The organism is Mycobacterium branderi (assembly GCF_010728725.1).
Lineage (GTDB): Bacteria > Actinomycetota > Actinomycetes > Mycobacteriales > Mycobacteriaceae > Mycobacterium > Mycobacterium branderi.
Window position 1 is genome coordinate 731,268 of the sequence record NZ_AP022607.1, and the last position, 12,661, is coordinate 743,928.

The window sequence follows — 12,661 nt, forward strand, 5'->3', positions numbered from 1 at the left end:
TCAGTCCTGAACCGGCCTTTGCAACCCGGTCGCGATGATCAGTGACAATTCCTCGACGATCGCGTCGGCGTCGGGAACATCGTCATCGCAGCGATAGGTATTGCGCAGAAACGTCGCCGATGTACCGACGAACAACATCAGCAGTCGCAGCTGCAGCCCCGCCGACGAGTGCCGCAGGCCCTGGGCGGCCACGTAGCGTTCCATTGGGGCTATCAACGGCTCGAGCGTCGCGCTGATTTGGTTACGCACCCGGTCGAGCTCACCACCAGATGACTCGTCGGCGAACACGTGCACCATCGCCCGGGCGATCGACTGATTTGACGCCATGAACCCGTAGAACACCGTGGTGAAGCGGCGGATCAGGCGGTCGTGATCCATCGTGGCCAGCGCGGGATCTTCGAGCCAGCTCTGGTGCAGCCCGCCGACCGCGTCGAGCAGCGGCGCCACGACGGCATCGAAGAACAATTTCTCTTTGGTGTCGAAGTACCGAAAAATGAGGTCGTGCGAAACGCCCGCGCGCGAGGCGATTTCGCGTGTTGTGGCGCCGTAGCCACGCTCTGCGAAAACCTCCCGGGCGGCCGCCTCGAGCAATCCGGGAGCACTGCCGCGCCGAACACGTCGGCCTTGACCTGCCATACCGAAGCCTCAGAGCCAGAGATACATACCGGCGAGAACCACCCACAACGTGATGCAGTATGCCTCGAAGATGCCGCGCAGGATGTAGGGCGCCGTGCGCAACTCCATGAAGTCGAGGCCGACGAAACGCACCTTGATCGCCGCCAGTGCCAACACCAGCACGCCGACACCTGATCCGACCCCGTGCTCGGCGCCCACCGTCCACGACACCAACGTGACGATGACAAGTCCCAGCCACACCAGTGTCGACCGGGCCCGCAGCAGCAATGGAAGTGTCATCGATCAACTCACCAGATACAGCAGCGCGAACAAGACGATCCAGAGCAGGTCGACCAGATGCCAGAAGCATCCCCCGCCTTCGACAACGGCCATTCTGGTCGCGCTCAGTTCGGTGCGCCGGGCCTGGGTCAACAGCAGCAGCAGCACTACTACGCCGATCAACACGTGGAATAGGTGCAGGCCGGTGAGAATGAAGAAATAGAGGTAGAAGTCGTTCTGCGTCGGCACGTGGCCCTCAGCGACTTTGGCGGTGTACTCGACGGATTTCAGCCCGATGAACGCCAGCCCGCAAATCAGGGCTCCCGCGAGCAGTGCCTGCGCGGCGCCGCGCTGCGATGACCGGATCGCCCGGATGGCGGTCACCACGAGCAGTGAGCTGGTCAGCAAGATCAGCGTGTTGGCCAGACCGATGCCCATGCTCAGGGTGTGGCGCGAGTGATCGAACAACTCGGGTGCCTGTGCACGCTGGTACATGAAGGTGCCGAAGAAAACACCGAACACCACCATGTCGCCGAACAGGAAGATCCACACGCCGGGCTCGCCCGGCACGTGGCGGGCGGTCTTAGCCGTCGAGGACCGATCGCCATCGCCGACCGATCGAAGGACCATCTGGGTCACGCCGCCGGTTCCCACTCCCGGCGCTCCGCGCGTTCCGCGCGTTCAGCCGCTTCGACGTCGACAGCCTTCGTGAGCATCACCGTCACGACGATCATCCAGATGCAGAAGACGGTCAGCGGAATCCAGAAGGCGAACATCCCGTTCCAGGCCAACGGCCCGGTCTTGAACAGATAGATCGCGCAGCCGGGCACGCCCAGCACCGCGTACCAGATGTTGAAGTAGCCGAACCAGCGTGGGAAGCTCGGCCGTTCGCGCTTGTCGATGAACACACAGAAGGCCAGGATGACCACTTGCGTGATCAGCGGGCCGACGAGCCCTACGAAGATGAACCAGAAGACGTCGTTGAGTGCCTGCGTCACATCGGGTGCGCGCTCGGGGCGATACGCGGCCGCGACCGCGAAAATCGCGCACAGTGAGAAGCCGAACGGGAACGTCACGCTCAACATCACCTGGGTAAGCGACATCACGCCCCAGTAGCCCTCGATGCGCCGGACTTGGCGAGACAACAGTGCGAAGAACGGCGCGAACAGGAACGCGAAGAAGATCATCAACGCCAAACCGATTCGGATACGCCAACTTTTGTGCGCATAGATCGCCGCGATCTGCTCAGCGCTGTCACTGGGCCGCATCGGCGGGATGACACCGGCAATGAACCAGAACATGACCAGGAATGCGCCGACCATGGCCAGCCCCAACCACGCGGAGGCCTTCTCGATCGTCACGTGCATATGCGCACCCCTACCCTCTGCGGCAAAGAGACGCAGGTCACATTAGGCAGCGCTGGGCAGTTAGTCAATCATTGATTGACTAACGCATACAACGGGCGTCGGCGGCCACTCCTACCAGACAGCCGACGTACCGGTCCTGCGCTACTCCTTCAACCGTGCCCAGGGACGACCGGCAAGCCGTTGTTGAGCCGACGAGCTTGCGAGAGCGACGCTGTACTCGATTACCAGCGTGACGCCAGGGGATCGTCGAATAGGTCGTATTTGCCGGTGCACTTCCATTGCTCGAGCGCCTTGTGCGGAGCGCCGAACCATCGGACGTACGAAGCGACCTCGGCCGGGGCGCGTGCTGCGTCGGTAAGGTGCCCGGTTGGGATTTCCTCAGGCGTAAGCGGTGCGCCCAGAAAGGGGTTAAGGACTCGGGCTCCGAACAAGATCACGTTGTGGGTCCCGGGCAGCGCAGCCGAGGGCACGATCATTGCGGTTGCTCCGCTGTCACGAACGACATCGGCCAATACCTGCGTAGGGGCATAGTCATCGCCGACCAGCTCATCAGCGGTGAGCCCGTATCGGGAGCAATCGTCGAAGTCGACGTGGATGACGCCATCGACGTCGAGCACTGCCGTCCACAAATTCAGGACGACGTCGTCGGGATTGCCACTGCTACCGACGTTGTGGCGAAGCATTTCGGCGGCAGGGCCGAGCGGATGAAGACACAGGTATTGGATTGTGTCGCTTCGTGCACGACTGAAACGGCCGGAGCGCGAGCTCGGGAACGCCCACCACGGCGAGTCGTAGGACGCGTGGCGAAATGCCGTCAGTCTCATCCCGTCATGGCACGAGCCCCGGTGGCGGCGCCCAGAAGGTTCGGGTAGCACAGCGGATCATCGAGCAGGTCGATGGGGCGCCGGGCGAGCACCGGGTGCTCCCGGTGAAACCAGGCCACGACTCCCGGACCCGTGAACGAGTGGCGTAACTGGTTCACGACCTGCCCGAGAATGCGGATACGCGCGGCGTCATCTGCGGCCGGCTGCGGTCCGTCCGAAGCGAGCCAGCGCTGAAGCTGGCGCACCGAAACGCCCAGCAGATCCGCGAGTGTCTTCTGCGGAGCCGCGAGGATTTCGGCCGTACGGCCAAGTACGTCGCGCACCGGAGCATCGTCGCCGTATGGCTGGTTTTCGGTGATGTCGCGCAAGGCATGGCGGAATTGTTCGAGGGCTACCCGAATATCGCGGCGCTGGTCGGTGTCATTGTCATGGCGGAGTGCTTTTTCTGCGCGAAATGCCGCTGCCCACAGCGTTGTCATCAGGTAGGGGTCGGCCTGCAATCGCAACGGCGTCGCCGCGCCCAGCGTCGGTTCCAGGCTGTCCACGAGCCGGGCTACCTCGTCGGGAACCGTCTTAGAGCGCTGTAACAGCTTGGTCGCTTCATTCACCCGCCCGAGCAGGTCATGAAGCTCAGCTGCTGTCGTAATCATGTCACTATGGTACGACGTATTTACGCAAATTAGCTACCGTGCGCGTCCAGCCGAATCAGCTCACCGTGTCGGCTCGGCCGTCAGATCGTCGGGACCTGCATTTTCGCTCGGGCGGTCGAACGCCAAGCCAAGCACCGTGCGTTCGACCCGGCGCCACCGTGTATTCAGTTCGGCCGTGGGGCATTTGAGTGCATGCTCAAGCAGTGGTCCCAGCAGCACGGGCGCCACTTCGACCAGCGTGCTCATGGCTGCCGCGACAGCAGAGTCCGGCGAGCCGTCGTCGGCGAATTGTGCACATCGATGTTCGATCGCGTCGCGGAACCAGTCCGCGGGCGCAGCCGATTCGAGCAGCCCGCGCCGTAGGTACGCGGCAACGACGGGATTGGCAGCCAGGAACTCGTCGTAGCGGGCCAGATGACCGGCAAATGATCCCGGCGCCGAGCCGTCCGTGGCGCTGATGCCGGCCAGTTGCTCCGACACCCAGGACTGCACCTCGGCCAGCAACCGGTGCTTGGTCTTGTAGTGATGTTGGACCAATCCCGGTGAAACATCGGCGCGTTCGGCGACCGCCTTCAGCGTGGGTCCCCGCTGGCCTCGCTCGGCATACAGCTCCATCGCCGCGTGACGGATCCGCTCCCGGGGCGACGACTCCGCCGCCGGGGCGCGGTGAGGCGCTGCGGTGTGGTCTGCCATCTGCGGTGTCAGCGTCTTTCCTGGTGGTCGGAGGCCGTGTCGGCACCCGGTGTGCCTCCACAGTAATTCGCCCTCGTCCTCGCGTGGCCGGATAGCTGTCCGCATACGCTTGCCCCGGCAGCGCACGATGTGCTTGTATTGGTTTTAGATACAAACACATCGTAATGTTACAGAAGGTGAGGTCGGACCGATTTTCCCGGCGATGGACGGGCCGATCACGACGCGCGTCCCCAACGATCTTCCCAGTCGCGACTCTGACGTGGTCTTGCTCGACGGCTCCGCCTGCCAGTCGCCGGACGTGCTGGGAAACAAGGGATTTGGCATCAACACGATGCGTCGCCGTGGCCTTCCGGTACCCCCGGCATTCTGTATCACCACCGACGTGTGTGCCCGCTGGTTCGACGATCCCGACACCACCGTGGAACGAATCTGGCCGCACGTGTGCGAGAAGGTGGCGTGGCTGGAGGCCGAAACATCGCGCAGCTTCGGCGCCGGGCCACGGCCGCTGCTGGTCAGCGTGCGCAGCGGCGCCGCTCAATCCATGCCGGGAATGCTCGACACCATCCTCAACCTCGGCATCGACGACGCAGTGGAAAGCGCGCTGGCCCAAGAGTTCTCACCGGCATTCGCCCATGACACACGGGACCGATTCTTGCGGATGTACCGCAGCATTGTGCTCTGCGGCGGCGACGAGCGCATCCCTGACGACCCGCATCAGCAATTGCGGGGAGCCATCGAGGCGGTCTTCCGGTCGTGGACCAGCGAGCGCGCGATCGTCTACCGCCGCCACCGCGGCCTGGATGACCTTGCCGGCACCGCGGTCGTGGTACAGGCCATGGTTTTCGGCAACAAGGACAAAAACTCCGGAACCGGCGTTTTGTTCTCCCGCGATCCGAGGACGGGCGCCAACACCGCATTCGGCGAATGGCTCGCCGGCGGGCAGGGCGAGGACGTCGTATCGGGCGTTGCTGACGTCGAACCGATCGCGATACTCGCGCAGCGGCTTCCGTCGGTGCACGCCGAGCTCATGCGGGCGGCGCGCACCCTGGAAGAGGTCACCGGCGACGTGCAGGACATCGAGTTCACCGTCGAAGATGGCCGGCTTTGGCTGCTGCAGACCCGAACAGCCAAACGCTCCGCACAAGCCGCGGTGCGGCTGGCGCTCGCGCTGCGCCGTGAGGGCCTCATCGACGATGATGAAACGCTGCGGCGGGTGACGCCTGACCATGTGCGCACGCTTGTGCTGCCGGCGCTGCAGCCCGAAACACGTCTTGCGGCACGGTTGCTGGCCACCGGCCTGGCCGCCTGTCCCGGCGTGGCGGCGGGCCGGGCCTACACCGATGTCGACGATGCCATCGATGCCGCCGAACGCGGCGAAGACGTCATCCTCCTCCGCACCGCCACCAGTCCCGACGACGTGCAGGGCATGCTGGCCGCGCGCGGCATCGTGACCGAGATAGGCGGCGCAACCAGCCATGCCGCGGTGGTCGGCCGCGAACTGGGTCGTCCATCGGTCGTTGGCTGCGGACGCGGACTGGTCGAGCGACTCGCGGGGACGTTGATCACCGTCGATGGCACGCAGGGCGAGGTCCGGGAGGGCGCCCTCGAGCTGACCGCGTGGTCAGAGAGCGACTCCCCCGACCTGGCCGCGCTGACCGAGATCGCCTACCGGCACAGCCCTCTGCGTGCGCACGCCGGCGGCAATCACCCTTGCCTGCGTGACGACTCAGAGGCAGCAGTCCGCGACGCGCTGGCCGACGGACTGTCCGACGTCTGCTCGCCGACACCATTGATCACGATGTTGACGGCGATACACCTCACGAGATGATTCGAGGCGAAGCCATGCTCGAACTTCAAGTATTGCAAGCGGTTCGGCTCAAGGGCCGCATCGCGCCGGCCGACTTGCAAGACACCGTCGGCGGCGACGCTGCCGCCGTAGCGGAGGCCATCGCCTCGCTGAAGCAATCGGGGTTGGTGTCCGGCGAAGGCTCGCTGCGGCTCAGCGCCGACGGCCGCGCACGGCTTAACGAGCTGCTGACACAGGAGCGCACAGAACTCGATGTGCCGGCCGTGGCGGCCGCCTATGACGAATTCCGGTCTGTCAACGCCGAATTCAAAGCTTTGGTAGCGGATTGGCAGCTCAGGGACGGCTCGCCGAACATGCACGACGACGCCGACTACGACGCGGCGGTGCTGGCGCGGCTCGAGGACGTACATGCGCGCGCCCTGCCGGTCATCGCCGCGGCGGCAACGCAGCTCCCGCGCCTGGCGCGCTACGGCGAAAAGTTAAGCGGTGCACTGGATAAAGTCCGCGCCGGGGACACCACCTGGCTGGCGCGCCCGGTCGCCGACTCCTATCACACCGTGTGGTTCGAGCTGCACGAAGAACTCATCGCGGCGAGCGGGCTGACGCGCGAGGACGAAGCCACCGCCGGCCATGCGTGACCGGCGTGCTCAGGCCTCCGGCACGCCCTGCTGCGCGCGCTGCAGGATCTGCACCGTACCGGCGGTGCCGTCGATGCGACAGTAGTCGCCGGTGTGCAGCGCCCGCGATCCATGCTTGGTGTTGACGATGCAGGGAATCCCCAACTCCCGGGCGATGATCGCGGCGTGGTTGAACGTCCCGCCGATGTCGACCACCAGCGCGCTGGACAAAAACATCAGCGAAGCCCAGCTCGGGTCGGTCATCCGGGTGACAAGGATTTCCCCGGGTTCGATCTCGGCGTCCGGATCGGCCGCGTCCAAGATGACACGCACCGGCCCTTCGACCACGCCCGCGCTGGCTCCCACCCCCTGCAACTGGGTGATGTCATCGACCGGCGTGTGGGTGCGCGGCGTCGGCATGCCCAGCCAGGTCGGCGGCAATTCCATCGCCTGGTATTGGCGGTGCCGCTCCCGGCGGCGGGCCACCAGGGCGGTCCAGTCGGCCCTCTGCCTCGAGGCGATCTCCTCGACGGTAAGGAAGAACACGTCCTCGGGGTCGTCCAGCGCGCCCTGCTCGGCCAGGCAGGTCCCGATTCGGCGGGCGCACGCGCGCGCCATGTCAAGTGATTGCAGGAACGCCGCCTTTGCGACGCCGCGCATCGGGATTCCCCGTGCCGCCATCCACAGGACCACGTGTGCCAGCGGGCGCTGCCAGGCCGGCAGACGGGCCAGCAGGCGCGCCTCGAGCTCGAGGCGTTCCGCGCGTTTGCGCTGCTCGGCGGTGAGCGGATCGGCGTCATCGGCCATCGCCGCCCAGCCGGCAAGCGCGTTGCGCAGCGGGCCCTGGTCTTCGCGCCAGACCCGGCCGGACAGCTCCCCTTCGTTGGGTCCGTGGTAGCCGTGCCGGGCCACCAGCTCGTCGACGGTCAGCTTGTCGCGCGAGGCCGCCCACAGGTCGTGGACCATCGCGGTTTCGGCGTGCTCGCCATAGCCGCTCATGAAGTCGGTCATATCGCCCACGCCGGTGCGGGCCACCAGGGCCGACAGCGCTTCGAACGCCGGCTGTACGACGCAGGCGACCGCCTGCCCATCGAGAATCACGCTGCGCCGGAAGTGTTCCCGCGCGTCGGCCAGCTGGGCGATGGCCTCGGTGAGACTCATCGTCGCCACCGACCGGATCCGCCCCCGCCACCAGCGATCCACCGCCCGTTGGTTGGCGCGCAGTTGCGCGGGCAATCGCAGGAAGGCCGTGGTGGAGCGCACCGCGATCAGCGGGTAGCGGCGCCGGCGCCGGCGCGGCCGGTAGTTGGGCGGGACGATGCCATAGATTCGTTCGGCCAGCCGTGCGCCCGAGGTTCCCGGCAGCGAATCGCCCATCCGGGTAAGGAAATCCACGCGGCCGGCCACCCGGCCGAAGAAGATGTTGACGGTCCGCTCCGCCGGATCGGCCGGTACCCCGCGTTCACGCCGCGGCAGCACTCCCATGGAAACGAAGGGTTCCCGCATGCTGCATTCAGCGGGCTCGCTCCAGATCGACCAACTCAACGGCGTCATCACGCCGGGCATCGCCTCCCCGATGTTCGACGAACTCCAAAACGCGTCCGGTGCGCTATTCCCGTGCACCGGGTTGTCGTCTTCGGTGACCGCATCGGCAATAGCCATCGTCGTCCTTTCGTGAACCGCCTCCATGCGAGCATACCGCCCGACGATGTGTTTGTATTGATTTCGATACATTAACATTGACATGCCGGACGATGGGTGAGAGGGTCGGCTTGTGCGAGCGAATGAGCCGGGACGCAAACGGTGATCACCAGCGCCGACGATGCCCTGCATGTGCCTGTCTCAGATGACTTCTGGTGGTCGGAGACCTACTACTTCAATTTCGATGCGCCCGCGGCCGGCCTGTCGTGCATCGTCTATCCCTGGCTGCGCGCCAATCTGGGAGTGGCCACCTGCGGGGTGGCGGTGTGGCAGGGCTTCGCCACGTCGCCGTTTCAGATGCGGCTCTATGACTGGCAGCAGCAGTTGCCGATGCCCGAGGGCGAGCTTCCCAACGTGACGTTCGCCAACGGCGTCAGCATCGAATGCCTGCAGCCGCTGATGACATATCGGCTGCGGTATCGCTCCCCCGCCTCGATGCGCCAGCAGACGGCATTCGATGTGACGTGGGAGGGCATCGCGCCGCCTTACGAGGTGCTCAACCATGAGCTGCGGTTTTTAGGCAAGGGCCATTACGACCAGCTCGGGCATGCCCGGGGGTGGCTGCAGATCGACGACGAACGTCACGTCGTCGACTCGTACGTGGGCCGCGACCGCTCCTGGGGGCCGCGGCCCGATCTGGGCGACGGCATGGGATATGCCACGACGACACTCGGCGTCGCCTCCCGCGGGCTCGCCTGGCACCTCATGTGTGCCGGTTCATCCGAGGACGACTATCGCTGCGTGGGCGGGGTGCTACTTGTCGACGGCGAAGTGCGTCGCCTCGCCGGCGCCACCCGCGAAGTGGTGCGCCGGCACAGCAGCGGCCGTCCCGAGGTGGTGCGGGTGACGGGCACCGACGCGACCGGGCGCACCCTAGATGTCACCGGCGAAGCCCTCAACGGTGCACCGTTTCACGCCAGACCCAACCTGTTCTCCTGGGTGACCGCGATGCACTGGGAGGGCCGGTGGGAGGACCGCGACACGTCCTTCTACGGCCAGGACCAGGATGCCTGGTCGTTCAGTCTGTACCGCGACCGAGTTCACCAGGGACGCTTCGCGATGGGCGCACCGGAACCGGTGACAACGTCGCCGCGCAGCGCCACCGCACCGACACAGTAACGGAGAAGAAAAATGGATCTGGGAATCGCCGGCAAAGTCGCGCTGGTCTCCGGTGGGAGCCGCGGCGTGGGTCGCAAGGCCGCCGAGATGTTCGCCGAGGAAGGATGCAAGGTCGCCGTCGTCGCGCGCGGCAAGGAGGCGCTCGATGAGACGGTGGCCGCGATACGGGGGGCCGGCGGTGCGGCCATCGGGGTGGCCGCGGACCTCACCGTCGAAGCCGACGTGGTGCGCGCGGTGGCCGAGGCGACCGAGGCATTCGGTCCGCCCGACATCGCGGTATCCAACGTGCACGGACCGGGCCCGGCGAGCTTCGACGATCTGACCGATGAGAACCTCATCGACGCCTTCCAGCGCATGACCATCAGCCTGGTGTACATGGCACGCGCGTGCTTGCCGCACATGAAGCAACAACGGTGGGGCCGCCTGGTCAACGTCGGCTCGGGCGCGGCCAAAGAGCCGCCGCCCGGGTTGCGCCACATGCTCGCCAACAGCACCCGCGCGGCCGCGGTCGGGCTGAACAAGTCGATGGCCAACGAGCTCGGCAGGTACGGCATCACGGTCAACACCGTCGCCACCGGCTGGATAGGCACCGAACGCATGCACGAGTACGTCAGCAAGGTGGCCGCCGAACGCAACATCCCGCCCGAGCAGGTACTCGGCGGGGTGACCGCCGACATCCCCGCCGGCCGGGTCGGCCGCCCCGAGGAGGAGGCCAGCCTGGTGGTCTATCTCGCCTCCGACCTCGGTGGCTACATCAACGGCGAATTCATCAACGTCGACGGCGGGTCGCACCGCAGCGCGTTCTGAGGAGTTGACATGCTGCAGCCCCCCGGATCCGTCATCGAGATCGCGCATGTGGTCGACGACCTCGACGCCGCGATCGGGCAGTTCATCGAATTATGGGGCGCCGGACCGTTTTACAGCGCGCCGATGCGGTTCCCGACCGGTCATCACTACCGGGGGAAAGAGGCCCCGCTGGCCATCGATGTCGGGTTCGGTTTTTCGGGCGGGCTGCTGATCGAGCTGATCCAGCCGCTGGACGGCGACCGCTCGGTCTTCAGTGAAGCGTTGGCTGCGCGGGGGCCGGGATTCCATCACATCGTGCGGCGCGAGCCGTACGAAAAGGGCGTCACGCGTTGCGAGCAGGCCGGTTTCGGCAAGGCGCTCGAACTGACGACAGCGTTCGGCGAGCGCACCGTGTTGTTCGACACCACCGCACTCAACGGCGGATTCCTCGAGGTGGTCGATTTGCACGTGACATTCGAGCCGCTGCTGGCCACGCTGTCGCAAGCCCATGACGGATGGGACGGCGAGCGGCCGCGCCGCTCGTTGTCGGCCTTGTTCGACTACGCGGGTCCGGACCGCGGATCATGAAAGCCCAAGCCGTCCGGTTTTATCGACACGGCGGACCGGAAGTCCTGAAAGTCGAATCGGTTACGGTGCCCGACCCCGCCCCCGGTGAACTCACCATCGCCGTCGAGGCTTTCGCGCTCAACCGCGCCGACACGTTCTTTCGCGAGGGGTGGCATCCGATCAAACCCGTGTTCCCGTCCCGGATCGGATACGAGGCGGCGGGGCGGGTGGTGGCGATCGGCGACGAGGTGACCGGTTTTGCCGTCGGCGACCGGGTGGCGACACTTCCGGTGATGGAGGTCAACCGCTACGGCGGCTACGGCGAAGCCATGACGATTCCCGCCCGGTTGGTAGTGCCCAGTCCCGCCGAGCTGGGTCCGGCAGAGTCGACCGCGCTGTGGGCAAGTTTTATGACCGCCTACGGCGCTCTCGTCGAGCTGGTCACCATCGAAGCAGGTCAATGGGTGCTCTGTACCGCCGCATCGTCCAGCGTCGCCAATGCCGCGATGCAGATCTGCCTGGCGATCGGGGCCAAACCCATCGGCGTGACCCAAACCCGGGCGAAGGCAGCCGCAGTCCGCGAGGCGGGCGCCACGGAGGTCATCGTCACCGAGGACGAGGATTTGGTCGCCCGGATCACCGACATCACCGGCGGTGCGGGCGCGCACTACATCTTCGACCCCATCGGCGGGCCCGGTTTCGGACTGCTCGCCCAAGCAGCCGCGCCGCACGGCACGATCATCCTGTACGGGGCGACGTCGCCCGAAACCACCGAGCTGCCCGTCATCGCGGCGGTCAACAAAAATCTGACGTTCGCCTGCTACGCCATGCTGCTCGGCGAACAACCGGACCGCGATGAGCGCGCACAGAAATTCATCCGCGACGGCATAGCCGCGAAACGGCTGCGTCCGCGCGTCGGCCACCAACTGGACTTCGGCCACGTGCACGACGCCGTCGCGTTACTGGACTCCATGAAACACAGCGGCAAGATCGTTGTGCGGGTGGCGGATTAGAAACGGGAGCAGAACCATGGCGACAATCGACGAAAGCGACCTGACTACCAAGGCCAGAGTCCGTGCGGCCGCACTGGCTCTGGTCGGCGAGCAGGGGCTGGATGCAACGACCATCCGGCAGGTGGCGGCACGCGCCGGGGTCTCCGTCGGGGTCGTGCAACACCACTACAAGACGAAGGCCGATCTGGCCGACGATGTTCGTGGGTGGGTGCTGGCGCGGCTGGTGGCTGCCGCCGAAGCCGTCGGCGTTGCGCAATTCGATGCCGGACGCCCGGAGCTCGCCGGTTTCGACGATCTCATGACCGATAACCCCATGCTGGCGGCCTACATTCGCAGGATCCTCATCGAGGCCACCCCGAACGCCAAGCGCTGGTTCGCCGAAGCCGTGCACCGCACCACTGAACAACTGCGCGAACAGCGACCCGAGGGGCTGGCCGAAGATCCCGACGAACTGCGCACCGTCGCCGCGATGCTGCTGGTCATCACGTTCGGACCGGTGATCCTGGGCTCGGCACTGACCGATCTGCTGGACTGTTCGGCCCAGGAGGCGCAGCTGCGGTGGCGACAGACAGAGTCCCGGCTGCCCATCACCGGCAGCCTGGCCGCGCCGGCTGATCACTAGC

15 protein-coding genes are annotated in these 12,661 nt (G+C 65.9%); 7 read left to right on the top strand and 8 right to left on the bottom strand.

Annotated features, from left to right (window positions below; translation table 11 throughout):
- The 7 genes from G6N47_RS28505 to G6N47_RS28535 all read right to left on the bottom strand — a co-directional run bounded on the left by G6N47_RS28505 (position 1) and on the right by G6N47_RS28535 (position 4,428).
- Positions 1–636, bottom strand: coding sequence for a TetR/AcrR family transcriptional regulator (locus tag G6N47_RS28505; RefSeq protein WP_083130623.1), 636 nt, complete (start codon positions 634–636; stop codon positions 1–3).
- Between the two features lie 9 nt (positions 637–645).
- Positions 646–915, bottom strand: a complete 270-nt coding sequence (locus G6N47_RS28510) for a cytochrome C oxidase subunit IV family protein (protein WP_083130624.1) — start codon at positions 913–915, stop codon at positions 646–648.
- Between the two features lie 3 nt (positions 916–918).
- A complete protein-coding gene (locus G6N47_RS28515) occupies positions 919–1,524 on the bottom strand; it encodes a cytochrome c oxidase subunit 3 (protein ID WP_083130875.1) in 606 nt (201 codons plus the stop codon).
- Between the two features lie 5 nt (positions 1,525–1,529).
- A complete protein-coding gene (locus G6N47_RS28520) occupies positions 1,530–2,261 on the bottom strand; it encodes a hypothetical protein (RefSeq protein WP_083130625.1) in 732 nt (243 codons plus the stop codon).
- A gap of 221 nt (positions 2,262–2,482) precedes the next feature.
- The gene (locus G6N47_RS28525) at positions 2,483–3,085 is read right to left on the bottom strand and encodes an RES family NAD+ phosphorylase (RefSeq protein WP_083130626.1); all 603 of its coding nucleotides are present in this window, start codon (positions 3,083–3,085) and stop codon (positions 2,483–2,485) included.
- Positions 3,082–3,735 (bottom strand): hypothetical protein, encoded by a 654-nt coding sequence (locus G6N47_RS28530; protein ID WP_139799391.1) that lies wholly within the window; start codon positions 3,733–3,735, stop codon positions 3,082–3,084. The genes G6N47_RS28525 and G6N47_RS28530 overlap by 4 nt, the downstream gene beginning before the upstream one ends.
- A 60-nt stretch (positions 3,736–3,795) precedes the next feature.
- A complete protein-coding gene (locus G6N47_RS28535) occupies positions 3,796–4,428 on the bottom strand; it encodes a TetR/AcrR family transcriptional regulator (protein WP_163659974.1) in 633 nt (210 codons plus the stop codon).
- A 259-nt stretch (positions 4,429–4,687) separates the two neighbouring features.
- On the opposite strand from G6N47_RS28535, the gene G6N47_RS28540 reads away from it, so the two are divergent.
- Both G6N47_RS28540 and G6N47_RS28545 read left to right on the top strand, forming a co-directional pair.
- The gene (locus tag G6N47_RS28540; protein ID WP_179966493.1) at positions 4,688–6,256 is read left to right on the top strand and encodes a pyruvate, phosphate dikinase; all 1,569 of its coding nucleotides are present in this window, start codon (positions 4,688–4,690) and stop codon (positions 6,254–6,256) included.
- 14 nt (positions 6,257–6,270) lie between these two features.
- Positions 6,271–6,873, top strand: a complete 603-nt coding sequence (locus G6N47_RS28545) for a MarR family transcriptional regulator (RefSeq protein WP_083130876.1) — start codon at positions 6,271–6,273, stop codon at positions 6,871–6,873.
- Between the two features lie 9 nt (positions 6,874–6,882).
- Here G6N47_RS28545 and G6N47_RS28550 read toward each other — a convergent pair whose 3' ends face one another.
- Positions 6,883–8,514, bottom strand: coding sequence for a PEP-utilizing enzyme (locus G6N47_RS28550; protein WP_163659976.1), 1,632 nt, complete (start codon positions 8,512–8,514; stop codon positions 6,883–6,885).
- Positions 8,515–8,655: 141 nt separating this feature from the next.
- On the opposite strand from G6N47_RS28550, the gene G6N47_RS28555 reads away from it, so the two are divergent.
- Genes G6N47_RS28555 through G6N47_RS28575 form a run of 5 tightly spaced genes read left to right on the top strand, consistent with a single transcriptional unit; the run spans position 8,656 to position 12,660 of the window.
- Positions 8,656–9,672, top strand: coding sequence for a DUF7064 domain-containing protein (locus tag G6N47_RS28555; protein WP_163659978.1), 1,017 nt, complete (start codon positions 8,656–8,658; stop codon positions 9,670–9,672).
- Positions 9,673–9,684: 12 nt separating this feature from the next.
- On the top strand, positions 9,685–10,479 hold the full coding sequence (locus G6N47_RS28560; RefSeq protein ID WP_083130632.1) for an SDR family oxidoreductase: 795 nt from the start codon (positions 9,685–9,687) through the stop codon (positions 10,477–10,479).
- 9 nt (positions 10,480–10,488) lie between these two features.
- Entirely contained in the window at positions 10,489–11,046 is a 558-nt protein-coding gene (locus G6N47_RS28565) for a VOC family protein (RefSeq protein WP_083130633.1), read from the top strand.
- Positions 11,043–12,038 (top strand): zinc-dependent alcohol dehydrogenase family protein, encoded by a 996-nt coding sequence (locus tag G6N47_RS28570; RefSeq protein ID WP_163659980.1) that lies wholly within the window; start codon positions 11,043–11,045, stop codon positions 12,036–12,038. Before G6N47_RS28565 ends, G6N47_RS28570 begins: the two co-directional genes overlap by 4 nt.
- A gap of 16 nt (positions 12,039–12,054) precedes the next feature.
- Complete coding sequence (locus G6N47_RS28575; RefSeq protein ID WP_083130635.1) at positions 12,055–12,660, top strand: TetR/AcrR family transcriptional regulator; 606 nt, start codon at positions 12,055–12,057, stop codon at positions 12,658–12,660.
- Position 12,661 lies beyond the last annotated feature (1 nt).